Annotated in this window: 22 protein-coding genes; 16 read left to right on the forward strand and 6 right to left on the reverse strand. The window is 61.6% G+C overall.

The window, feature by feature from the left end; genetic code table 11:
• Window positions 1-6: 6 nt before the first annotated feature.
• From DP106_RS10955 to DP106_RS10965, 3 genes are all read left to right on the forward strand, one after another.
• On the forward strand, window positions 7-717 hold the full coding sequence (locus tag DP106_RS10955; RefSeq protein ID WP_120085291.1) for a DUF120 domain-containing protein: 711 nt from the start codon (window positions 7-9) through the stop codon (window positions 715-717).
• Complete coding sequence (gene ribB / locus DP106_RS10960) at window positions 714-1445, forward strand: 3,4-dihydroxy-2-butanone-4-phosphate synthase (RefSeq protein WP_120085293.1); 732 nt, start codon at window positions 714-716, stop codon at window positions 1443-1445. Before DP106_RS10955 ends, ribB begins: the two co-directional genes overlap by 4 nt.
• A 90-nt stretch (window positions 1446-1535) precedes the next feature.
• Window positions 1536-2480 carry a branched-chain amino acid transaminase gene (locus tag DP106_RS10965; protein ID WP_120085294.1) on the forward strand — a complete coding sequence of 315 codons (945 nt, stop codon included), beginning with the start codon at window positions 1536-1538 and terminating at the stop codon, window positions 2478-2480.
• A gap of 222 nt (window positions 2481-2702) precedes the next feature.
• On the opposite strand, the gene katG is transcribed toward DP106_RS10965, so the two are convergent.
• Both katG and DP106_RS10975 read right to left on the reverse strand, forming a co-directional pair.
• Entirely contained in the window at window positions 2703-4865 is a 2163-nt protein-coding gene (gene katG, locus DP106_RS10970) for a catalase/peroxidase HPI (RefSeq protein WP_120085295.1), read from the reverse strand.
• Between the two features lie 742 nt (window positions 4866-5607).
• The gene (locus DP106_RS10975; protein WP_120085297.1) at window positions 5608-6291 is read right to left on the reverse strand and encodes a DUF502 domain-containing protein; all 684 of its coding nucleotides are present in this window, start codon (window positions 6289-6291) and stop codon (window positions 5608-5610) included.
• Between the two features lie 94 nt (window positions 6292-6385).
• Between DP106_RS10975 and DP106_RS10980 the strand changes: the two genes are divergently transcribed.
• Entirely contained in the window at window positions 6386-6928 is a 543-nt protein-coding gene (locus DP106_RS10980; protein WP_120085298.1) for a CDP-2,3-bis-(O-geranylgeranyl)-sn-glycerol synthase, read from the forward strand.
• A gap of 8 nt (window positions 6929-6936) precedes the next feature.
• On the opposite strand, the gene DP106_RS10985 is transcribed toward DP106_RS10980, so the two are convergent.
• From DP106_RS10985 to DP106_RS10995, 3 genes are all read right to left on the reverse strand, one after another.
• Window positions 6937-7455 (reverse strand): hypothetical protein, encoded by a 519-nt coding sequence (locus DP106_RS10985; RefSeq protein WP_120085299.1) that lies wholly within the window; start codon window positions 7453-7455, stop codon window positions 6937-6939.
• 82 nt (window positions 7456-7537) lie between these two features.
• Window positions 7538-8167 carry a protein sorting system archaetidylserine decarboxylase gene (locus tag DP106_RS10990; RefSeq protein ID WP_120085300.1) on the reverse strand — a complete coding sequence of 210 codons (630 nt, stop codon included), beginning with the start codon at window positions 8165-8167 and terminating at the stop codon, window positions 7538-7540.
• A 2-nt stretch (window positions 8168-8169) separates the two neighbouring features.
• Window positions 8170-9201 (reverse strand): AAA family ATPase, encoded by a 1032-nt coding sequence (locus DP106_RS10995; RefSeq protein ID WP_120085302.1) that lies wholly within the window; start codon window positions 9199-9201, stop codon window positions 8170-8172.
• 126 nt (window positions 9202-9327) lie between these two features.
• Here DP106_RS10995 and rnz point away from each other — a divergent pair, with 126 nt between their 5' ends.
• From rnz to DP106_RS11035, 8 genes are all read left to right on the forward strand, one after another.
• The gene (rnz, locus tag DP106_RS11000; RefSeq protein ID WP_120085303.1) at window positions 9328-10269 is read left to right on the forward strand and encodes a ribonuclease Z; all 942 of its coding nucleotides are present in this window, start codon (window positions 9328-9330) and stop codon (window positions 10267-10269) included.
• Between the two features lie 90 nt (window positions 10270-10359).
• Window positions 10360-10764: a response regulator transcription factor gene (locus DP106_RS11005; protein WP_120085305.1), complete on the forward strand. Its 405-nt coding sequence runs from the start codon at window positions 10360-10362 to the stop codon at window positions 10762-10764.
• 61 nt (window positions 10765-10825) lie between these two features.
• On the forward strand, window positions 10826-12802 hold the full coding sequence (locus DP106_RS11010; RefSeq protein WP_120085330.1) for a DUF460 domain-containing protein: 1977 nt from the start codon (window positions 10826-10828) through the stop codon (window positions 12800-12802).
• Between the two features lie 60 nt (window positions 12803-12862).
• Window positions 12863-13849: a tyrosine--tRNA ligase gene (locus DP106_RS11015; protein WP_120085306.1), complete on the forward strand. Its 987-nt coding sequence runs from the start codon at window positions 12863-12865 to the stop codon at window positions 13847-13849.
• Between the two features lie 58 nt (window positions 13850-13907).
• Window positions 13908-15014 (forward strand): hypothetical protein, encoded by a 1107-nt coding sequence (locus DP106_RS11020; protein WP_120085308.1) that lies wholly within the window; start codon window positions 13908-13910, stop codon window positions 15012-15014.
• A gap of 63 nt (window positions 15015-15077) precedes the next feature.
• Entirely contained in the window at window positions 15078-15362 is a 285-nt protein-coding gene (eif1A, locus tag DP106_RS11025) for a translation initiation factor eIF-1A (RefSeq protein WP_120085310.1), read from the forward strand.
• A gap of 50 nt (window positions 15363-15412) precedes the next feature.
• Window positions 15413-16276, forward strand: coding sequence for a serine/threonine-protein kinase Rio1 (gene rio1, locus DP106_RS11030; protein ID WP_120085311.1), 864 nt, complete (start codon window positions 15413-15415; stop codon window positions 16274-16276).
• 65 nt (window positions 16277-16341) lie between these two features.
• Window positions 16342-16875, forward strand: coding sequence for a KH domain-containing protein (locus tag DP106_RS11035; RefSeq protein WP_120085312.1), 534 nt, complete (start codon window positions 16342-16344; stop codon window positions 16873-16875).
• Between the two features lie 9 nt (window positions 16876-16884).
• Here DP106_RS11035 and DP106_RS11040 read toward each other — a convergent pair whose 3' ends face one another.
• Window positions 16885-19410 carry a CDC48 family AAA ATPase gene (locus DP106_RS11040; protein WP_120085313.1) on the reverse strand — a complete coding sequence of 842 codons (2526 nt, stop codon included), beginning with the start codon at window positions 19408-19410 and terminating at the stop codon, window positions 16885-16887.
• A 327-nt stretch (window positions 19411-19737) separates the two neighbouring features.
• On the opposite strand from DP106_RS11040, the gene thsA reads away from it, so the two are divergent.
• From thsA to DP106_RS11055, 4 genes are all read left to right on the forward strand, one after another.
• The gene (gene thsA, locus DP106_RS11045) at window positions 19738-21402 is read left to right on the forward strand and encodes a thermosome subunit alpha (RefSeq protein ID WP_120085331.1); all 1665 of its coding nucleotides are present in this window, start codon (window positions 19738-19740) and stop codon (window positions 21400-21402) included.
• A 263-nt stretch (window positions 21403-21665) separates the two neighbouring features.
• On the forward strand, window positions 21666-21845 hold the full coding sequence (locus tag DP106_RS15875) for a hypothetical protein (protein ID WP_165857873.1): 180 nt from the start codon (window positions 21666-21668) through the stop codon (window positions 21843-21845).
• A 156-nt stretch (window positions 21846-22001) separates the two neighbouring features.
• Window positions 22002-22307 (forward strand): DUF433 domain-containing protein, encoded by a 306-nt coding sequence (locus DP106_RS11050; protein WP_120085315.1) that lies wholly within the window; start codon window positions 22002-22004, stop codon window positions 22305-22307.
• A gap of 11 nt (window positions 22308-22318) precedes the next feature.
• Window positions 22319-22645, forward strand: a complete 327-nt coding sequence (locus DP106_RS11055; protein WP_120085316.1) for a DUF5615 family PIN-like protein — start codon at window positions 22319-22321, stop codon at window positions 22643-22645.
• Window positions 22646-22687: the final 42 nt, after the last annotated feature.

Below are 22687 nucleotides of genomic sequence, written 5' to 3' on the forward strand. Positions count from 1 at the left end.
CTAGCCATGTCAGAATCGGCAGCGGGCAGCCTCACCCACGACGAACTGCTCGCGTTGAAGCATGTCGCTCTTGACGGTGGCCTCACGGGCACGGTGACCGTCTCCTGTAGCGGCCTCGGCGACCGGCTCGATGCCTCGACACAGACTGCCTCGCGTCGCCTGCAGGGGCTTGAAGCGGGTGGTTATCTGGATCGCGAGCGGGTTGCTGACGGCCAACTCGTCTCTGTCACCGACGACGGCGAGCAGGCGCTCCGCTCGGAGTACGCTGACTACCGCCAACTGTTCGAGTCGCCGACGGAGTTGACGCTGACCGGCACCGTAACAACGGGCATGGGCGAGGGCAAACACTACATCTCGCTGCCGGGGTACGAACGCCAGTTCGAATCACAACTCGGCTACACACCGTTTCCGGGCACGCTCAATCTTGAGCTTGATACTGCCAGTATTCACGCCCGGGCCGACCTCCCGGGACAGGCGTCGGTGCCGATTGATAGCTGGGAGGATGACGACCGCACCTACGGCGCGGCGACCTGCTATCCGGCAACGGTCGAACGCGACGGCCGGGCGTTTGAGCCCGCCCACATTATCGTCCCCGACCGCACCCACCACGACGAGGAAAACCTCGAACTGATCGCGCCCATCAAGCTCAGAGACGAACTCGATCTCGATGACGGCGAGATGTTAGCTATCCACGTTGCGGAGGCAGAGCTCGAATGAGCCCACCAACCACTGACGCCAACAGCGACGCTGCCGGCATTGACGCCGACAGCTCTCAACCAATAGAAAACGGTGACAGCGACGCAGTCGACGCCGCGATCGACGCCTTCCGTGCGGGCCAGCCGGTGTTGATCCACGATTTCGCCGATCGTGAGGGCGAAACCGATATCGTCTATCCGGCAACCGGAGTCGACCCCGCCGCGATACGACGCCTCCGCAACGACGCCGGTGGGCTCATCTGCGTCGCTCTCGGCGACAGCGTTGCCGAGCGGTTCGACCTCCCTTTCCTCCAAGACGCGCTCGGGCATCCAGCGACGGAGAATCATACGCTTAGCTACGACGAGCGGTCGTCGTTTTCGATCACGGTCAACCACCGCACAACAGAGACGGGAATCACCGACCGCGACCGGGCGACAACGATCAATGAACTTGGGGCGGCTGCGGCAACCGCCGACTACGACGGCGAGACCTTTGGGATCGAGTTCCGCAGCCCCGGCCACGTTCACCTGCTGCGGGCGGCACCAGCTCTCCTGGCTGATCGGGCCGGCCACACCGAGTTAGGGATCGCCCTCGCCGAGGCAGCCGACCAGCCGCCGGCAGCCGTTGTCTGTGAGATGCTCGACGACGACACCGGCACCGCGTTGTCGCCGACCGATGCGGCCGGCTATGCGGCGCGCAACGATCTGGTCTACGTTGAGGGATCGGCCCTACTCGACCGACTTGGATAGCCACCGACCGCCCGCGCTGCGGCGAGACCAGCTGGTTTGATCGGTGGTTGCAAACTGTTAAGAATCGGTAGCCGAAGGTTGAGAGTAGCAATGGCATCCTTCGACGAGATGCGTGAGGCGGGCGATATCGAGACGATCTGGCAGAACGGCGAGTTCGTCGACTGGGACGACGCGACGATCCACGTCCTTACCCATGGACTCCACTACGGCACGGGGATCTTCGAAGGGGCCCGCGCCTACGATACCGACAACGGAACAGCCATCTTCCGGTGGGAGGAACATCTTGATCGGTTCTTCGCCTCGGGGGATCCCTACGAGCTGGAAATCCCCTACGACCGCGAGGAGCTCACCGAAGCAACCCTCGAACTCCTCCGCCGGCAGGATCACGACAGCGCGTACATCCGCCCGATCGCTTACTTCGGCTACGGCAGCCTCGGGATCAGCCCCGACGACTGCCCGACTGATGTCGCGGTCGCCACCTGGCCGTGGGGGGCGTATCTCGGCGAAGAAGCCCTCGAACACGGTATCGAGGTCATGGTCTCCTCGTGGCGGAAACACGCCTCCAGTCAGATCCCGACGAACGCCAAGACGACCGGGCTCTATGTCAACAGCCTACTGGCCGGCGAGGAGGCCCGCCGCAACGGCTATCAGGAAGCGATTGTCCTCAACAAGGAGGGCCAGGTCGCCGAAGGCCCCGGCGAGAACCTCTTTGTCGTTCGTGACGGCGAGCTCTACACGCCCGGGCTCTCACAGAGCATCCTTGACGGCATCACCCGTGATACGGTGATCACGCTGGCCCGGGAGCTCGGCTACACCGTCCACGATCAAGCGACGATCAGCCGCGGCGAGCTCAACACGGCCGACGAGCTCTTTTTTACCGGCTCGGCCGCGGAGGTCACCCCGATCCGCAAGGTCGACAACGTCGAGATCGGTGATGGCGACCGCGGCCCCGTCACCGAGGAGATCCAGTCAGCGTTCTTTGATCTCGTCGAACGGAAAACTGACGCCCACGACGACTGGTTCACATATCTCTGAGTGTTCGACTCCCGGAAGCCAGAAATTGACACTGTCGGCATCTGCTCGCTGTCGATCCTCATTTCGATACAACCTGTTGTATAGCGCAGCAAACTACTATCTTTAGACTCCTAATCGAGCGTGTCGTCCACGATAGAATGAATACGTTTTAGCTGAATCACACTGTTCGCAAAAATCTAGCAGTTGAAAAACGAGTTGGGAAGTCTACGGAATGTCCGGTGGTTAGGTTAGATCGAAGCGGTCTGCCTGCATTACCTTCGCCCAGGCGTCAACGAAGTCTTCAACAAGTTTCTCCTCACCGTCTGCTGCTGCATACACCTCGGCAATCGAGCGAAGCCGGGAATGCGACCCGAAGATCAGATCTGCGCGGGTTGCCTTCCATTTGAGATCACCGGTGTCGCGGTCGTAACCCGCAAACACCTGCTCTTCGACCGACGGTTCCCAGTTTGTCTCCATGCTCAGGAGGTTCACGAAGAAATCATTCGTTAGCACCGCCGGCTGGTCGGTGAGCACGCCGTACTCGCTGTCGCCGTAGGTAGCACCGATGGTTCGCATACCGCCGACCAACGCGGTCATCTCATCAGGCGTCAGGTTCAGCAGGTCAGCCTTGTCAACAAGCAGTTCCTCAGCCGGTCGGCTGATGTCGTCTGGAACGTAGTTGCGGAACCCATCAACCTCCGGCTTGAGCGCGTCGAATGAGTCGGCGTCAGTCTGTTCAGCGGTCGCGTCCGTCCGACCGGGCTCGAACGGCACGTCGATGTCGTAGCCGGCGTCGGCTGCGGCCGCCTCAACAGCCGCGTTCCCACCGAGTACAACGAGGTCAGCCAGCGACACCTGCACCTCGTCGCGCGACTCATTGAACTCCGCTTGGATGCGTTCGTATGTTTCCAAGACCTGCTCTAGCTGTTCTGGCTCGTTAACATCCCAACTTCGCTGTGGCTCTAGGCGGATGCGAGCCCCGTTTGCACCGCCACGCTTGTCGCTGTCGCGGTACGTTGAGGCGGAGGCCCACGCGGTCTTGACTAACTGCGCCCGTGTGATATCTGTCTCAAGGATTTCGTTCTTGAGGTGAGCCACTGCCTCATCGCCCACCAACTTGTATTCAGCATCCGGGATCGGATCCTGCCAGATCATCGTTTCCTCAGGCACTTCGGGGCCGAGGAACCGTTCCGGTGGCCCCATGTCACGGTGTGTCAGTTTATACCAGGCCTTTGCGAACGCGATTCCAAACTCCATGGGGTTCTCCTGGAACGTCTCCATGATTTCCCGGTACTCCGGATCGCGTTTTAGCGCGACGTCGGTCGTGAGCATCATCGGTGTAACTTGCTCACCATCAGCAAGTGCGTCCGGTGCGGAGTCCGCCAACTCATCGCTTTTCGGCGTCCACTGCCAGGCACCGCCCGGCCCTTTCTCGGGCTCCCACTCATAATCGAGAAGGTTGTTGACGTAGCCCATATCCCAGTTGATCGGCGACTGTGTCCAGGGGCCCTCAATACCGCTCGTGGTGACCTCGCCGTCCTCAACGGCAGCGTCGTTCTGCCAGCCAAGCCCCATGTTCTCCATCGGCGCGGCTTCGGGTTCAGGGCCGAGTACCTCTTCGGGATCGTCCTTTCCGTGGACTTTCCCAAAGGTGTGGCCCCCGGCAATGAGCGCGGCCGTCTGCTTGTCGTTCATCGCCATCCGGGAGAACGTTTGGCGGATGTTCTTCGCCGACGCCTCCGGGTCAGGTTGCCCATCCGGCCCTTCAGGGTTAACGTAAATGAGCCCCATCACCGACGCGCCGAGCCCTTTTTCAATGTCTCCGGGCTGCTCGAAGCGATCTTGGGTTTCCAACTCGTCTTCCGGGCCCCAATTAACGGCCTTGTCGGTGTCGAAGTCGTCTTCCCGGCCGCCAGCGAAGCCGTACGTCTGGAACCCCATCGACTCAACAGCCACGTTCCCAGCGAGGACGATGAGGTCAGACCACGATAGATTCCGGCCGTACTTCTGTTTCACCGGCCAAAGCAGCCGCCGAGCCTTATCGAGGTTCGCGTTGTCCGGCCAGCTGTTAAGCGGCGCAAACCGCTGGCGAGCACCGGCTGCGCCGCCGCGTCCGTCGTGTGCGCGGTACGTGCCAGCACTATGCCACGCCATTCGGATCATAAACGGCCCATAGTGGCCATAATCAGCCGGCCACCAGTCTTGTGGCTCCGTGAGCACGGCTTCGATATCCGACTTAACCTCCTCAAGATCGAGTGCCTGAAATGCCTCCGCGTAATCGAAGTCTGCTTCTAATGGATCGGATTTCTGACCATTCTGATCAAGTATCTCTAAACTTAGTCGCTCGGGCCACCAGTCCTGATTTGATTTCCCGGTAAACGTCTCATCTGCGTTGTTGCTAGACATCCACCCCGCTGTTCTGACTTCTGATTAATAACAGTTGCTTGGGATGGTTTCCCATTACGAAAAAAAGAACCTAATAATACAAAATAGATCTACGTTGGTCAGTAGCAAACATAATAAAATACTAAAAACCCTCATCTCGGTAATATTAACCTGTGATACAGTAGCGGTCGCCTGGGGTTCCACCCGATCGGCTCTCTGCTACCGGTATCAAATGTTGCTACACGAAGTACAACATCGAGTCAACGGTGCCGAGGAAACGCGCTGCCGAACCCTGGAGGCCGCTTGATAATCAACCGATCCCGACGGCGATTGTCCCAATACATCTTGAGGATAGCTCTCGATCATCATTTAGCCGGAATCAGTTTGTTGATTCTAGAGATGAAGCTACCAAGCCTCCAACAGAAAGTCTATTTATTGAAAATACCAACTCAATTATTATGACAAGTATATAATAATTTATACTATAATTGCGTGTACTCTGACTGTCGTCCATGATCCCTTGATTCATGATTGATATCTCAGATTCTTACTAACCAGTGTCCCCCTAATTCTCTATACACTCAGCACAGTGCTATGTCACCTGAACGATCTCAGTAGCCACGTCCCAGCCTGCTCTCGCCGTGTGAGCGTGTTTCTGGCCTGATGAGTTCCGAGGATTCACGCTAATGTGTGGTCGGGTACAGTATTAACCGGGCCCTAAAATCGCAGCGTACACTGCCGTATGCTGATCTAATACAGTTCGTTACTTCACTTCAGTATCTGTCGTCGCCCCATCGCCAGCCGTGTCGGTCGTAACTGTCGTTGCGCTCGTTCGTGCGGGATTTTCTTCCTCAACGGGGATCTGGTGGGCCGACTCGGCAAAGCCCGCGCTCAACACCCGCGTCAGGGCTTCCTCGACCTTCTCGTTGGTCTCCTCGATACGATCTGCCTCGACCTCGATGACGTATCCTGTGGTAATGTTTGGTGCGGTCGGGAGAAACAGCACGACCCGGCCGTCCTGTGTCTTTTTGCCGGTCTTGAACGCGGTCATCCGAACCCCGGGCCAGGTTTCAAGCCGGACGGGCTCTTGGAGGTCGTCGGTGCCGGAGAGTGCGGTTTCGACGGCGAGTTTCGTTGCGTTGTAGACGACCCGGAGCCCCGGCATGCGGTTGATCGCTCCATCCAACGCCGACTCGAAGAGCCGGCCGGCGGTCGTCCGCATCAGATAGCCCACCGCGAGGATCAATGTGATAATGAGAACGAGGGCAACGATGATCCGGGCCAACGGGACGAGGCTCTCAGGGACACCGAGGCCGATAAAATCGAGGCTGCTGATCAGCGGGAGGGCAATGACTCGCTCGTAAAGATAGTTGAGCACAAACAGGAGAATGCCCAGCGGTAACAGCACCACCAGCCCGCTGGCGATATCACGCTTCCACGAGGACATGTCCTATGGTTGGAGTGTGGACGCTTAGGTCATGTGGATCGCCCCCTGTCGGCGAACCAGTGTTCCTTTATTCCCGCCGCCGCCTCCCTCGGATATGGTAGTCGGGCTCGTTGTGACAGCGTTTTGGGCGATGCTGCCGGCCTACGTGCCGAACAATGCGGCGGTACTCGCTGGCGGTGGCCGCCCGATCGATGGTGGTCGCATGTGGGGTGATCGGCGACTGCTTGGCGACGGTAAGACGTGGCGCGGCACTGCTGTCGGCACGCTTGTCGGGATCACCCTCGCCGCCGGGCTCAACGTCGCTGCCGCGCCGTTGGGCTCCGCCATCGGACTCTCGCTGCCAACGTTTCCGCCGGCGGGGGCGCTTGGCCTTGCAGCCGGTGCGATGGCCGGTGATATCGCCGCCTCCTTTCTCAAACGCCGGAGCGGCCGTGCCCGTGGGGCGGCGTTTCCCGGCGTTGATCAGCTTGATTTTGTGGTGGGTGCCCTTCTTTCTGCCTTCGTTTTCGCGCCCGGGTGGGCACAGGCGACGTTCACGCTCGGCGTCCTCGTGGTCATCGTCGTCGTGACCCCGGTGTTACACGTCGGCACCAATATCGTCGCCTACCTCATCGGAGCGAAAAACGAGCCCTGGTAGTCGCCCTGCTACCGCGTAAACTGTACACCTGAATCAGTGATCGACTGTCGGAGAAAGCGATGGTCGATGAGCCGATCTATCGCACCGGCTTTGGTTCGTATTTCAAGCTGCTTGAACTCATACTCTCGCTGGATCGATCTGCCGAACCGGCAGGCGTGTCGGTGCTCCTGCAGTGAGCAGAACATGAACTCGTCGGTCACCGGAGCGACAGTCCAGGCCCGCTGCAACTGACTGTACGACACCCGAAGGCGTTTGAACTGGTCGTTCCACAGAAGGCCGCCGACGCTGTGGTCGGTTTCCCAGACCAACGCACATGGGTAGCGGCTTGTCGATAGCTGCTTGCGAACGGCGCGTTCGGCCAGCCGCCGATTTTCGTAGGTTGACAACGCTTTGGGGTCGGCCGCATCGTCGCTGACAAACTCCCGGACGACGCTCTCTCGCCCGTCGGCAACGATCTCGATCGGTGGTTTGCTAGGTGGCACGCTGACCGCGCCGATCGCTCCGGTGCCCAGTATCGCGTCGTCCACGGCTTAGGGTTCGTTACCCAGCCACGGTATAAAATTCCGTCCCAGCCCATCGATACTACCGGTTGTCACCGGCTCTGGCTGTTCAGTGCGTCGATGCCGACGGCTCAGTCGCAACCAGGCGCGTTTCACCGGCGGTGACCGTCTCGTCGACGGCGACACGGACATCGTCACGGTCGTATCGCGGCGGCAACACCACGTCAGCCCGACTCCCAAAGGAGACATGGCCGATTCGTTGGCCACGAACAAGATCGTCGCCGGCCTCGACGTAGGGGTGAATCCGGCGGGCGAACCAGCCGGCGATCAGCGCGATCTGGTAGTCGCCGCAGTCGACGACGACACGCTCGTTGCGATCGGACTCCTTCGAAAACGCCGGCTTGTACGCGCCGGGGCGATGCTCGACCGATTCCACCGTACCGGCGACCGGCGCGCGGTTCACGTGGACATCGGTGACGTTCATGAAGATCCCAACGCGAACCCGGTCACCCTCCTCGCGCAGCACCGACACCCGGCCGTCGGCGGGGGCGACGATCCCCGATTCCGGCGGGTTCCGACCGGGATCGCGGTGGAACCACAGGACTGCGACGCCGAGCGCAAGGGCGACGGCCACCCCCGGTGGGAAGACAACGACGGCGACGACAGCAGCGACAAAACAGGCCGCGGCGTATCGCCACGCGCCGGATGCGACGGCGATGGTGGGGAGCATCGGAAGCATGGTTAGGCCATCGCCCGAAGCTCAGTTCGGCCATCCGCCCATGCAGTCAGGAGATGCATGAGATGGAGCTTGTCGCCGAGGCCCTCGCTCAGTTCGTGGTCGGCCGCGCCGGCGAGCTTGTGGAGGCGGGCGATCTCGTCGCTGTCGAGGGCCGACTGTGAGCGGGCGACCCGCAGCAACTCTGTCAGGAGCGTCTTGCCGTCGTAGCCGCCATCCGACAGCAGGTCATCCAGCGTCCCGCGGGCATCGCTGAACTCGCCGGCTCGGGCGGCGGTCAGGGCGGCGGCGATCGCCTCGTCGTCGCCGATGTCGCCCAGCGTCTCGTAGGCGGTTTGCATCGTGAGTTCACCCTCCTGTTCGACGGTCGTCTGGGCGGTCAGAATCGCTTCCCGGAGGTCGCCGTCGGCCGCGCTGGCGACGAATTCGAGCCCGTCGGTGTCGTACGCGATGTCCTCGGCGTCACAGATGGCTTCAAGCCGAGCGATGGTCTCGTCGGTCGTCGGCGTTCGCATCGGCACCGGAAAACACCGCGAGTGGATCGGGGCGATCAGCGTTGTCGGCTGGCGGGTCGTGAACACAAACTGCGTCGTCCGGTGGTGTTGTTCCATCACCCGACGGAGAGCCTGTTGGAAATCCTCCCGGATCGCCTCGGCGTTGTCCAACAGGATCGTTTTGAACTCACCGGAGACAGGGGCATGGCTCGCCGACTCGGTGAGCACGTGGTTGATCATATCGGCTTTGCCCATCCGGCTCTTGCCGGCGAGAAACCCCTCGAATCGGGGATCGTTTGTGATCTCCTTTTTGCTGCGACCGAAGAAGTCGGCGACGTTGAGCTCGATCAGATCCGCATCGGGATCCTCGTGGACTGCTCGGGCCACCGCGCGGGCGGCGGCGGTTTTGCCGACGCCCGGCGGCCCCTGTAGCAGGAGATTCATCGGTTCACCGACGGTTCGTTGGAGTCGATCGCGCACCTCCGGCTGTGGGAGGTCAGCAAGCTCGGGGGCGTAGGTGTCGATCCACAGCGGTGCGTCCATTGGCGACGCTGGGGGCCGGTGGCGTAAGAATCGGTCGATCCCGCGCTTGCTCACGGTACTCTCGCCGCGAGCCCGTCGGGCTGTCGTTCCGAAGGGGGTTTATCGCTCGGTGGTTGAGCCCCGCCCATGTCGTTACGCGTGACGTTTCTCGGAACCAGTGGGGCCGTGCCGACGACCCAACGAGCCCCCAGTGCGATCATGGTCAACCGCGAGGGCGACCGCCTGCTGTTCGACTGTGGGGAGGGCACCCAGCGACAGATGATGCGCCACGGCACCGGTTTTAGGGTCTCAGACATCTTTGTCACGCATCTTCACGGCGATCACGTGCTTGGCATCCCTGGCCTCGTCCAGAGTTGGGATTTCAACGATCGTACCGACCCGTTGACCATCCACTGCCCGCGTGGTACATACAGCGATATCGACGACTTACTCGGGGTCTGTGGCCACTCGCCGTCCTTTCGGATCGATATCGACGAGCTCGCCGCCGGCGATATCGCTCACGAAACCGACGAGTATGTGGTTCGGGCCGTCGAGACCGACCACCGCGTCACCTCGGTCGGCTACGCGCTCATCGAGGACGACCGCCCGGGTCGCTTCGACCGCCAGAAAGCCGAAAACGAGTTGGGCATCCCACCAGGGCCGAAATACGGCAAGCTTCACAACGGCAAGTCGGTCGAACTTGATGACGGCCAGGTGATCGAACCCGACGATGTCGTCGGCGATTCACGGCCTGGTCGTCGGGTTGTCTACACCGGCGACACCCGCCCGACGGCGGCCGTCGAGTCGATCGCCGCCGACGCGGATCTCCTGATACACGATGCCACCTTTGCTGACGACCACGCTGCCCGCGCCCGCGAGACCAAACACGCGACCGGCCGAGAGGCCGGCGAACTCGCCGCGGCGGCCGGCGTCAAACGGCTTGCGCTGACACATATCTCCTCACGATACGGGGCTGATCCGTCGCCGATCAAAGCCGGTGCTGTCGACGCTGCCGACGCCGAGGTGTTTATCGCCAGCGACGGCCAGGAGGTTGCGGTACCGTACCCCGATGACGAGTCGGCACTGTAGTAACCGTCCTGGCTGGACGCTGCCCATGAGGCTTGTTCTCACAGGAGCCCTCCTAGCAGCGGTTTTGTCGGTCGCTGTCAACGCTCAGGCATGGGCAGCAACCCAGCGGTCAGTCTGGTTTTGATCTCTGATGACGCCTCGTACCGCGAGGCCGTGGCCGATGCCGTCGATCGCTGTCCGGATCTTACTCTGACAGCGACGGTAGTGCCGGACGACAGCCAGCCGGCGCATATCGCGGCGCCCGCTGACTGCGTACTCATCGACGCCGGCACCGGTAGCCTCTCATTGGCTGATTTTCGGGCAGCCCTCCGTGCCCACCACCCCTCACTGGCTGTCATCGTCGCCGCAGTCGAGTCGACAACACTGCCACCGTCGCTGTCGATCCATGCGCGTGTCGCCAAAGCCGACCCGGAGATCCTCCCCGAACTCACCCGCGTTGTCACCACAGCCACCCGCCGACAGATGTCGCCGTCGGTGTCGGCCAACAAACGGTAATCTTGCCGGCAATGGCCCACTCGGCGTGGCCTATTTATCGGTTGATGCCCTATCGCTGTCTGTGACTGTCCGGACAAACGCCATCGACGCACCGGTGTTCGGCGTCGATATCCAAAGCGGCGATATCCGGGGCGACGCGCCAGCGTACGCGTTAGTCGTCCTCAGTGACGGCGAAATCGAGCGCGATGTCGTTTCCTTCCGGAAGCTCTGCCGACTCATCGACGACGAGAACCCGGCACTCGTCGCGACCGACAACGCCTACGAACTCGCCGCCGACAAAAACGAACTCGTTGGCTTTCTGCGGTCGTTGCCATCGGCGACGAAACTCGTCCAGGTGACCGGCGACGAACGCCCTGAACCGCTCTCACGGGTGGCGTCCCGTCACGGCGTTCCCTACGAGAAAAAACCGATGGCCGAAGCCGAGGCCGCTGCGCGGCTGGCGACCGCCAACGTCGGCTGTGAGGTCTCGGCGTTCACCGATACAACGACGGTCAAGGTTGCCCGCGGCCGCTCAACCGGCGGTGGCGGCGGCTGGAGCCAGGATCGATTTACACGGCGGATCCACGGCAACGTCAAGAAGGTCGCCCGCGAGGTCGAATCAAAACTCGATGGTGCGAATCTCGACTACGAACAGGACGTAACTGAAAAATACGGCGGCTACTCGAACGCCATCTTCACCGTTGAGGCGACGCCGGACGAACTGCCCGTTTCGACCCACCGCGCCGGCGATACCCGTATCGAGATCGAACGCGAGCAGCGCGATGGGATCAGCTACGAGCCGCTCGTGAAACGACGCGACCGCGTCATCGTCGGCATCGATCCCGGCACGACGACCGCCGCCGCCGTTGTCTCGCTGGATGGCCGCGTGTTGGCGCGGTTTTCCAGCCGAACGGCCGACACCGCTGCAGTGACCGAATGGCTGATCGAGCAGGGCCGGCCGTTGATCGTTGCTGCCGACGTGACACCGATCCCCCAGACCGTCGAGGAGTTCCGCCGGAGCTTCGAGGCGACCGCGTGGACGCCCGAGAGCGATCTACCGGTCGACGAGAAGCTTCACCGCACCCGCGACCACGAGTACGACAACGATCACGAACGCGACGCGATGGCGGCCGCGCTGTACGCCTACGATGACCGCGAGGATCAGTTCGACCGCATCAGCGACAAGACGCCGCCGCAGTTCGACCGCGAGGAGGTCATCGCCCACGTCGTCGCCAACGAATCCTCCGTTGAGGCCGCGCTGGCAGAACTCTCAGACGAGGATGACGGCGACGATGAGGAATCAACCCACGAACCGCGGGAACTCACAACCGAAGAGCAGCGCATCAAGGATCTCGAAGCGCAGGTCGACCGGCTGCAGTCTCACACCGAGGATCTACAGGCCGAACTAGCTGATCGGGAGGACACAATCGAAACATACGAAGAGGAGCTCTCGGAGGCCAAACGCGAGGAACGCCGGGAGGCCCGCGAGCGGCGCGCAGTTTCTCGGCTCAAGCGTGAAACCGATCGGCTGGAGCGCGAACGCGACGAGGCTCAGGAGCGGGCCGATGAGCTTGAAGCCAAACTTGATCGGCTCAAGGAACTCTGGAAGCTCGATCACTCTGATGCCGCCGTCACCGGCGACCGGAACCTCGTCTCGGTGAAGATCGTCGAGCAGTTTACCAACCGCGCCCTCGACGACGCCGAGGATGAGGTTGGACTCACGCGCGGCGATATCATCTACTTCCGCGATGCCTCGGGGGCCGGCCGGAGCACGGCCGAGCGCGTCGCCGAGATCGATCCACGGGTCGTCATCCGCGGCGGCGGGTTGTCGGATGCGGCCGACGACGTGTTGTTCGAGGCCGGCATCCCTGTCGGCTCCGCCGGGGACGTGTCGATTCAGGAGATCGATGAACTCGCTGTCGTTGACGACAGCGAGATCGAGGCCGTCATCGACGACTGGGAGGAGCGTGCCGAAACGCGTGAACGCGAACAGAAAGCCAGCATGGTCGACGAACTCATCAGCGAGCACCGGGCGGATACAAAAAGCGGCGGCACATAACTCGGCCAGCTTCCGGCCGTATTCAGAAGTCATTTTACACCGCTGACCCGACAGGCGTACATGGACGCCTACGAGCTGATCACCCGGAACGCCGCCGAGGTGGTCACCGAGGAGGAACTAGCGGAGTTGGCCGACGACCCCGACGGCAAGCACGCGTATGTCGGCTACGAACCCTCCGGCGTTCTCCACATCGGCCACATGTTGACGGCGACAAAGCTGATCGACCTCCAGAAGGCTGGTTTCGATGTGACCGTCCTCTTGGCCGATGTGCATGCCTATCTTAACGACAAGGGTACGTTCGCCGAAATCCGGGAGACGGCCGACCGCATGCAAGAGCAGTTTATCGCCTACGGGCTCGACGAATCCCAAACCGAGTTTGTCCTCGGCTCAACGTTTCAACTCGATGAGGCGTACACGCTGGATCTCCACGCCGCTGAGCTCGAAACGACGCTCTCCCGTGCCACACGCGCGATGGCCGAGATCGCCCGCGGCGACCACGCGAAGGTCTCCCAGATGGTTTATCCGCTTATGCAGGCACTCGATATCGAATACCTCGACGTTGATCTCGCGGTCGGCGGCCTCGACCAGCGAAAGGTTCACATGCTGGCTCGGGAGACGCTGCCGGAACTCGAATACGACGTGCGGCCCGCCCTACACACGCCGATTATCGCCGACCTCGACAGCGGCGTCGGCAAGATGGCCTCCAGTTCCGGCGTGACGATCTCGATGGAAGACAGCGAGAACGACATCGAGGCAAAGATCAACGACGCCTACTGCCCGCCGACGGCCGATCCTGATCCCGATGGCGATGGCAACGAGCGGGAGAATCCGGTGCTCCAGCTGTTTCGCTACCACGTTTTCCCGCGGGTCGAGACGGTCGTTGTCGAACGGCCCGAGGAGTACGGCGGCGAGCTTGAGTACGACGACTACGAGACGCTGGAAGCCGATCTCGAAGCCGGTGAGCTTCACCCGATGGACGCGAAATCCGCGCTGGCCGCGGAACTCAACGCGCTGATCGAACCCGGCCGCCAGCAACTGAACGCCTAACGGTCACAGCTGTCGATCGGCCGATCTTTTTTATCCGATACCGCGACCACGCCCTTTGATGGATACTTCCGCCAGCCGCGGGCAGTCCCTGCAGATCGGTGCGATCCTGCTGTTCGGCTTCCTCGTGATCGCGCTGACGACCGCCCAAGCACAGTTCGTTCCGGCGGATATCAGCCGCGCTGAACTCGATCACAGCCAGCGAGTGGCCGATCAGCTGGTTGGGCTTGAGACGGCAGTTTTCGAGACTAGCGTGACCGGCCGCCCACAGCCGACGACGCTCGATCTCGGCGCAGAGTACGACGACCGCCTGCTGTTCGTCTATCCCCCACCCAAAGCTGGCACGCTTCGAACGACTGAGCCGGCGACGCTCCACATCGACAACGCCGAAGCCGTCGACGACGACGAAGCGTTTGCGAACTACTGGAACGGGACGACACACAGCTACATGACACGGGCGATCACCTACGAGCCCGCGTATCGGAAACTCGACGAGACGCCAAACTACCGCATCGAACACGGCGTACTCGCGGCCCAGCACGACTCGGACAGTCGAATCAAGATGGCCGACAACCGCCAGCCGGTCGTCGACGACACCGATCTCTCAATCCTCGTTGTCGACGGCGAGTTGGCGGTGGCCGGCACCGGCACCGAGTCTGTCGTTCCCGAGCGCGTCACCGAATCGACGACAGTAGAGATTGAGGACAGCGGCGATCCGATCCGGATGCGGCTACCGACCCAATTGTCGGCTGAGACGTGGCGCGAAACGATTCTCGACGGGCAGTCGACTGTCGATTCTGTCGCCGTCGCTGGCGACGTTGTCACTATCACGCTCGATAGCTCCGAAACCTACGAGCTGACGATCAATAAGATCGGTATCGGAACAAACACCACCGACCCGTCGTCGGCCTATCTCCGAAATGACACCGCCGACGATGGGGGGCCGTTCCCAGTCGACGTGCGGGATCAGTACAACGACCGTGTTGACGACCCGACAACGGTCTGGGTCTACAACGACAGCGATTACGACAGCCCGGAGACATCGTTTAGGGTTCCGGATGGTTCTGATCCAACGACAGCCGGTACTCTGTGTTACACACTAACACAAGATGTGGTCGATGACGACGCTCCAGAGACCGTCGAATCGGCCGCTGGCGGGTGTGTGTAGCCCCCTCTCGTTGCTCGCCCGCAACCCCACGATTTTTACACACGTGATTCCCAACGCTCGGATATGAGCGACAACAAGGGGCGACGTGACCTCCGCATGCCCGACGACGGGGAGGTTTTCGCCGAGGTAACCGACATGCTCGGTGCCAATCGCGTGACCGTTCGCTGTGCCGACGGTGTCGAGCGTACGGCCCGCATCCCGGGGCGGATGCAGAAACGCGTCTGGATCCGCGAAGACGACCTCGTCATCGTCGATCCGTGGGACTGGCAAGACGAGAAGGCCGACATCGTCCACCGCTACGAGCAAAGCGAAGCCGACCAGCTTCGTAACGACGGTCACATTCAGTAACGGTGGCCGACCGGCGATGCTTTTCCCGCTGCCGCGTGTAACCATCGGCAATGACCGACGAGTACGGACTGCTCGATACCGACCCCGAGGCCGCGATCGGCGACGAGTGGGAGGAGATCGACGTTACCGACACCGAGGCCGACCGGATCGCCCGCGAGCGCGACCGGAAGTTCGAGGAGTTTGAGGCACAGATCAAAGACGCCGAGCAGTTCAAAGTCGAGCAGTCGGTGTTCGACGATGCGACCTTCGGCGCGTTGTACAAACTTGTCGCTGACGACCACATCGAGGCCTTCGGCGGGCCGATCTCGACCGGCAAAGAGGCTAATGTGTATGAGGCTCTCGGTGCCGACAACACCGAAGTCGCCGTGAAGATCTTTCGGATCAACGCCTCGCCGTTTCAGCAGATGCGGACGTATCTGGAGGGCGACCCACGGTTTGAGGGGCTTGGCTCCGATAAGAAAGCGGTCGTCCTCGCGTGGGTGCGCAAGGAGTTTGCGAATCTCCAACGAGCCCGAGAAGCCGGCGTTCGCGTCCCCGCTCCGATCGCTGTTGAGCGCAACGTCCTTGTGATGGAGCTCGTCGGCCTCGTTGAGGATCGCGCCCGTCGGCTTGCCGAGGTCACCGTTGAAAACCCCGAAACAGCCTATGAGGTTGTCCGCGAATACATGCGCCGGCTCCACACAGCAGGGCTGATCCACGGCGACCTTTCGGAGTACAACATGATCATTCACGACGGCGAGCTCGTGATTATCGACCTCGGGCAGGCCGTCACCATCCATCATCCAAACGCCGGCGATCTGCTCCGCCGAGATTGTGAGAACGTCGCCGCCTTCTTCAGCCGGCAGGGGGTAGACACCTCCGGCAACGACCTCTTTGCGTATATCGCCGGCGACGACGACCGAGTCCGGTGGTGAAAGCCGACTATGGCCTCGCGTGGGCCGAGGAACACGCTTAAACAGATCCGCAGGGTATCAACCGTATGCAACACGTCACAGTCCCGCAGGATCGGATCGGCGTCCTCATCGGTGAGGGTGGCGAGACGATGCGGGAGATCGAATCTCGGGCGGAGGTGCGGCTGGATATCGACTCCGAGTCCGGTTCTGTCGCCATCGAGTCGGTTGGCGATCCCGTGAGCGCGCTTGTCGCTCCGGATATCGTCAAGGCGATCGGCCGAGGCTTCAAACCCGAAACCGCGTTGTCGCTGCTGGATGGCGATCTGCGACGCTTCGAGCTGATCGACCTCTCCGAGCAGACCCGCAACGACAACGATCTTCGCCGCCAGAAAGGCCGCATTATCGGCGAGGATGGCCGTACGCGAGAGCTCATGGAAGAGCTATCGGGTGCCGATGTCGTCATCTACGGCTCGACGGTCGGGGTTATCGGTGAATCTGAGGAGGTTGAGGCGGTTCGACGGGCGGTTGGGATGATTCTCGATGGCTCACCCCACGGTACGGTCTACTCGTTCCTTGAGGAGAAACACCGCGAGTTGACCCGCGGCCCGGATCTCGCCTGACCGGCGGCGTTAGGTCGATCCCTCTTCGTTTGTGTTGTCGCTGTCGCGGTCGGCTTTCTGCTCGGTGTCCCTCTCAGCGTCGACAGCAGCCGGTGTCTCTGCGTCCGCAGTCGAATCCTCGCGGCCCTCGTCAGCGTCGACCGTGCGTCCGCCGCTTTCGACACCCGAATCCGGTGGAACCACCGCATCAGCGGTGTCGGCCTTGTGTGTCTCAGCAGGCCCTTCGGCGGTTGCGTCGTCAGCGACCGCAGTGTCGTCTATATCGTCACCAGCCGCGCTGTCAGTCGCTTCGGTGGCGTTGTCGGCTGTGGCCTCGGTGTCGGCCTCGGTCACAGCGGTCGCGTCGTCGTCACGAGCAGGCCAGTCGATCGTTCGATCCTCGTCGCTGATCTCGTTGAGGGCGGCTTCAAACCCCGGACGTGTGAGTCGCATCTCCGCGACGACCGCCGGTCGCCCCTCATTGCGGGCATGGACATGGGCCCGCACGGCCTCGGTCGCTGCGGTTCGACAGAGGGCCGCCAACTCCGCGCCGACGAAGCCCTCGGTCGCCGCTGCCAACGCCTCAAGGTCGACATCGCCGGCGACCGGCCGGTCGCGGGTGTGGATCGCCAGAATCTCGCGTCTGGCTGCTTCGTCGGGTTCCCCAACCGGGATCTGCGCTTCGATTCGGCCAGCCCGGGTGAGGGCGTTGTCGAGAAGCTCCGGTCGGTTTGTCGCGGCGATCACGACCACCTCTTCGAGTGCTTCCAGCCCATCGAGTTCGGTCAGCAGTTGACTGACGACGCGCTCGCTGACCTGGGAGCCGCCCCCGCTGCCGCGCTGGGCGGCGATGGCGTCGATCTCATCGAAGAAGACGACCGCTGGGGCGTTCTCCCGTGCCTTCGCAAAGATCTCTCGAACGCCCTTTTCAGACTCGCCAACATACTTATCGAACAGTTCCGGCCCTTTCACCGAGATGAAGTTTGAGTCGGCCTCGTTGGCAACGGCCTTCGCCAGCAGTGTCTTGCCGGTGCCGGGTGGCCCATGGAGGAGAATGCCGCTCGGCGACTGGAGGTCAACCTGTCGGTAGGCCTCGGGATAGGCGAGTGGCCACTGGATCGCTTCCTGGAGTCTGGTTTTTGTCTCGGTAAGGCCGCCGACATCGTCCCAGGTCACAGCCGGGGCCTCAACGAAGACTTCTCTGAGCGCGCTGGGTTCGACATCCCTGAGCGCCTGCCGGAAATCCCCCGCGGTCACGGCCAGCTGTTCGAGCGTCTCGGCGTCGATCGTCGCCGCATCAAGATCGAGCGTTGGCCGCACACGGCGGAGGGCGTTCATCCCGGCTTCCCGCACCACGCTTTCGAGATCCGCGCCGACGAAGCCATGGGTGTTGCTCGCGTAGGCGTCGAGATCGATATCGTCGGCAAGCGGCATCTCGCGGGTGTGAATCCGGAGGATCTCTCCACGCCCGTTGGCATCCGGCGCGCCGACCTCGATCTCACGGTCGAAGCGGCCGCCGCGCCGGAGGGCGGGGTCGACGGCGTCGATGCGGTTTGTGGTGCCGATGACGGTGATCTGGCCGTGCTCGCCCAGCCCGTCCATCAGCGAGAGAAGTTGGGCGACCACGCGGTGTTCGACGCTGCCCTCGGTGTCGCCACGTTTCGGCGCGATTGAGTCGATCTCGTCGATGAAGACGATCGCGGATCCCTCGCTTTCGGCGGTCTCGAAGACCTCCCGGAGCCGCTCTTCGCTTTCGCCGTAGTATTTGGACATGATTTCCGGCCCCGAGATGGTCTGGAAATCCGCCTCGATCTCGTTGGCGACGGCCTTCGCGATGAGAGTCTTGCCGGTGCCGGGTGGGCCATGCAGCAAGACGCCCTGTGGCGGCTCGATCCCAAGGGCCTGAAACAGCTCAGGGTGGCGCATCGGCAACTCGATCATCTCCCGTACCGCATCGAGTTCGGCGTCGAGGCCGCCGACATCCTCGTAGGTGATCCCCGGCGGGTCGGCGTCGGCTGGCTCCGTTTCCTCGTCGTCGCGGTCGGTTGGCTCTTCGACGATATCAATCGTCGTTGAGTCGGTGACGACGATGGTACCGCCGGGGTCGCTGCCGACGATCTTCACCGGGATGCGGCGGTTCGAACTTCCGTTCAGCGAGCGAAAGCCCATGGTCACCGACACCGTTTTGCCGGGGCTGACCGCGCGGTTGGCGAGCTTATCGTGAATGTAGGCGGCGATATCGCCCTGGATTCGCAATCCTTCGGGGATGACGACCGCCAGTCGGGCGGCTGGTTCGACATCCGCCGAGGAGACCTCGACGAGTTGGTCGATGCGGGTGCCGAGGGTCTTCCGGGTTTGGCCGTCGATGCCGATGATCCCGCGTTGTCGATCCCGGTTTTGGCTGAGTCGTGCCCGGAGGACGGCTGTCTGATTCCCGTGGCTGATTGTGACAAAATCGCCGTTGGTGACCCCGAGTGTCGCCATCGACTCGCGGTCGATCGTTGCGATCCCGTTGCCCGGAGTCTCCCTATCGAGTGGTTTGACGCGTAGTTTCATCGGTTGGAACCGCCATCCTGTCGCGCTCGTCCAGACGCGACACGACGGCCACGTGTATAGGTGTCCTACGCCCACCTGCGTCAAATAGGTGGGTGCTTGCTACACCATCTGTACTCTGCAGGTGCCATCACTCGCCTCCGCCATCACCGACCGGCGTGAGCCGTGGTCGCTCGTTGCAGTATATAAACCACCTGATTGGTAGTAACTCACATGCTTGAATTTGTCAGACAGCGCGCCGCTCAGTGACCCTATACGAAGGGTTTATATAGAATCACAAACAATCCGGAGGTGACTATGTCTCAACAACAGCGGATGGGTAACCAGCCGATGATCGTCCTCTCGGAGGACAGCCAGCGCACCTCCGGGAAAGACGCCCAGTCGATGAACATCACCGCCGGCAAGGCGGTCGCCGAGTCCGTACGCACCACACTCGGACCGAAGGGCATGGACAAGATGCTCGTCGACTCCGGCGGCTCGGTCGTCGTCACCAACGACGGCGTTACCATCCTCAAAGAGATGGATATCGACCACCCCGCCGCGAACATGATCGTCGAGGTCAGCGAGACCCAGGAGAACGAGGTTGGCGACGGCACCACCTCTGCCGTTGTCGTTGCGGGTGAACTCCTCGATCAGGCCGAAGAGCTGATCGATTCCGAGATCCACGCGACGACCATCGCACAGGGGTACCGAGAGGCCGCCGAGAAGGCCAAGGATATCCTCGAAAGCGAGGCGATCGAAGTCTCCGCGGACGACCGCGACACCCTCGTCGAGATCGCTACCACGGCGATGACCGGCAAGGGCGCGGAAGGCGCGAAAGATCACCTCGCCGAACTCGTCGTTGACGCCGTGCTGGCTGTCGAAGACGACGAAGGGATCGACCTCGACAACGTTGACGTCGAGACCGTCGTCGGCGGCTCCATCGATGAGTCCGAACTCGTCGAGGGCGTCATCGTCGACAAGGAGCGCGTCGACGAGAACATGCCGTACTTCGCCGAGGACGCCTCGATTGCGCTGTTCGACGGTGCCTTCGAGGTCAAAGAGACCGAGATCGACGCCGAGGTCAACGTTACCGACCCCTCCCAGCTGCAGGAGTTCCTCGACCAAGAAGAGGAACAGCTCAAGGAGATGGTCGACCAACTCGCAGACGCCGGTGTCGACGTGGTCTTTGTCGGTGACGGCATCGACGACATGGCCCAACACTACCTCGCCCAAGAGGGTATCATTGCCGCCCGCCGCGCAAAGGACTCCGACCTCAAGGCACTCGCTCGCGCAACCGGCGGCCGCGTCGTCTCCAACCTCGACGATCTGACTGAGGACGACCTCGGTGTCGCCGGCAGCGTCGCCCAGAAGGATATCGGTGGCGACGAGCGGCTCTTCGTCGAGGATGTCGAGGACGCCAAAAGCGTCACGCTCGTCGTTCGTGGCAGCACCGACCACGTCGTCGACGAGGTCGAACGCGCGATCGAGGACTCCCTCGGTGTCGTTCGCGCCACGCTCGAAGACGGCAAGGTGCTCCCCGGTGGCGGCGCGCCCGAAACCGAACTCGCACTCCAGCTTCGTGACTTCGCCGACTCCGTCGGGGGCCGCGAACAGCTGGCTGTTGAGGCCTTCGCCGACGCACTCGAAGTCATCCCCCGGACGCTCGCCGAGAACGCCGGGCTGGACTCGATTGATTCCCTCGTCTCGCTGCGATCCCAACACGACGGCGGCGACTTCACCGCCGGGCTGGACGCCTACTCGGGCAACGTGATCGACATGGAAAACGAGGGCGTCGTCGAGCCGCTTCGCGTCAAAACGCAGGCGATCGAATCCGCAACCGAAGCCGCTGTGATGATCCTCCGCATCGACGATGTCATCGCCGCAGGCGACCTCGCTGGTGGCCAGGTTGGCGACGACGACGATGACGGCGGCCCACCGGCCGGCGGCCCAGGCGGTATGGGCGGCGGCATGGGTGGCATGGGCGGTATGGGTGGCATGGGCGGCGCGATGTAAGTTCGGCCACAGTCCGCTTACTCATCCACGCCGACCTAACCGCTGTACCGGCTTCGAATCGACTGCGTTGCGACCGCGGCCATTCCCGTTTTTATTTGCGGCGCTTACCAACGATAGCAACTAGTCCACTCTCGATTCTGTTAGGCTGTGATATGCAAGTGGGTTGGTGTGTTCCACAACAGAGTGGCAACGAGTGTAGCACACAGGAAAGGCTGAAAAGAAAGTACATTTTACATGTGCATACAATTGAGAGGCAGTAAACAGTGAATCTAAAAGATATTGGAGGCTCGATCATCTATGCAGTTCTCACAGTCATGGCTCTCTCTGTGGTGTTTCCTCTTGCAGCTCCCGGCCCGTTTTCACACGTTCTCAACACACTACAGGAGGTCGATGATTTTGTGATTGGCTCGCTTGTGATTGGTGGTTTTTCAGTCGGATATTAGATAATAAAACGATTAGGTGGTTGGTAATGGATAACTCCGCACATTCTATAGCATAATTGGAAAAATCCTTAGAGCAAATGTCGACAAAATGGATTGAATGTGACTACCCTCTGATCGCGTCCGAGCGTTTATGAATTGAGACGCACAACTCAACGTATGGTCGCAATCGTCACGGATTCCGATATTCGGTCAGGTGATCCGTGCATTGAGGGAACCCGAATCTCGGTTCTCGACATCAAACGTCGGGTGATCGATGGCAATGAGGATCCCTTTGCGGTCGCCGCCGAGTACGATCTCGACGGTGCGGCGGTGTTCGACGCGCTCGCGTACTACTACGATAGCGCCGACGAGATGCGCGAACTGGAGGCCGACGCTGCGGAGCGACGGCAGGAAATCAAACAGGAATCAGCACGGCTTCGGGAGCAACTCGACGGCCCTGACGCCGCCGAATCAGAACCCTAAGGTAATTTTCAATGCGGTTGCTCGCCGATGTCCATGTGAAGACGGCGTACATCAACGCACTCCGGAGCGAAGGCCACACTGTTGAGCGCGTCGTTGATATTGATACGCTCGGCCCAACGGCGACTGATTCCGAGATACGATCCTACGCACAGGCGGAAGGGGCTGTCATCCTGACGAACGACGCGAAGGATTTTGCGGCATTCGACGATCACGAAGGAGTCATCATTGTCCCACAGACCGAGGTAACTGCTGGCGCGGTCGCAGGGGCTATCAACCGTATCGAGCGCGTCGTGAGCGACCCCTCAAGTCTCGTGTTGCACGCGACGAATTGGCTGTAACCCTCTCGCCCTCGGATCACCGTTTTGATATACGCCGACCCA

It is taken from the genome of Halonotius pteroides, assembly GCF_003605635.1.
Taxonomy (GTDB): Archaea; Halobacteriota; Halobacteria; order Halobacteriales; family Haloferacaceae; genus Halonotius; species Halonotius pteroides.

Coding starts and splice junctions, on each gene's coding strand:
- DP106_RS11040 (WP_120085313.1), bottom strand. CDS start 19,410: ATGAAACTACGCGTCAAACCACTCGATAGGGAGACTCCGGGCAACGGG.
- DP106_RS11020 (WP_120085308.1), top strand. CDS start 13,908: ATGGATACTTCCGCCAGCCGCGGGCAGTCCCTGCAGATCGGTGCGATC.
- katG (WP_120085295.1), bottom strand. CDS start 4,865: ATGTCTAGCAACAACGCAGATGAGACGTTTACCGGGAAATCAAATCAG.
- eif1A (WP_120085310.1), top strand. CDS start 15,078: ATGAGCGACAACAAGGGGCGACGTGACCTCCGCATGCCCGACGACGGG.
- DP106_RS10955 (WP_120085291.1), top strand. CDS start 7: ATGTCAGAATCGGCAGCGGGCAGCCTCACCCACGACGAACTGCTCGCG.
- DP106_RS11015 (WP_120085306.1), top strand. CDS start 12,863: ATGGACGCCTACGAGCTGATCACCCGGAACGCCGCCGAGGTGGTCACC.
- DP106_RS10965 (WP_120085294.1), top strand. CDS start 1,536: ATGGCATCCTTCGACGAGATGCGTGAGGCGGGCGATATCGAGACGATC.
- rnz (WP_120085303.1), top strand. CDS start 9,328: ATGTCGTTACGCGTGACGTTTCTCGGAACCAGTGGGGCCGTGCCGACG.
- DP106_RS10975 (WP_120085297.1), bottom strand. CDS start 6,291: ATGTCCTCGTGGAAGCGTGATATCGCCAGCGGGCTGGTGGTGCTGTTA.
- DP106_RS10990 (WP_120085300.1), bottom strand. CDS start 8,167: ATGCTTCCGATGCTCCCCACCATCGCCGTCGCATCCGGCGCGTGGCGA.
- rio1 (WP_120085311.1), top strand. CDS start 15,413: ATGACCGACGAGTACGGACTGCTCGATACCGACCCCGAGGCCGCGATC.
- ribB (WP_120085293.1), top strand. CDS start 714: ATGAGCCCACCAACCACTGACGCCAACAGCGACGCTGCCGGCATTGAC.
- DP106_RS11035 (WP_120085312.1), top strand. CDS start 16,342: ATGCAACACGTCACAGTCCCGCAGGATCGGATCGGCGTCCTCATCGGT.
- DP106_RS11050 (WP_120085315.1), top strand. CDS start 22,002: ATGGTCGCAATCGTCACGGATTCCGATATTCGGTCAGGTGATCCGTGC.
- DP106_RS11055 (WP_120085316.1), top strand. CDS start 22,319: ATGCGGTTGCTCGCCGATGTCCATGTGAAGACGGCGTACATCAACGCA.
- DP106_RS10995 (WP_120085302.1), bottom strand. CDS start 9,201: ATGGACGCACCGCTGTGGATCGACACCTACGCCCCCGAGCTTGCTGAC.
- DP106_RS11005 (WP_120085305.1), top strand. CDS start 10,360: ATGGGCAGCAACCCAGCGGTCAGTCTGGTTTTGATCTCTGATGACGCC.
- thsA (WP_120085331.1), top strand. CDS start 19,738: ATGATCGTCCTCTCGGAGGACAGCCAGCGCACCTCCGGGAAAGACGCC.
- DP106_RS10980 (WP_120085298.1), top strand. CDS start 6,386: ATGGTAGTCGGGCTCGTTGTGACAGCGTTTTGGGCGATGCTGCCGGCC.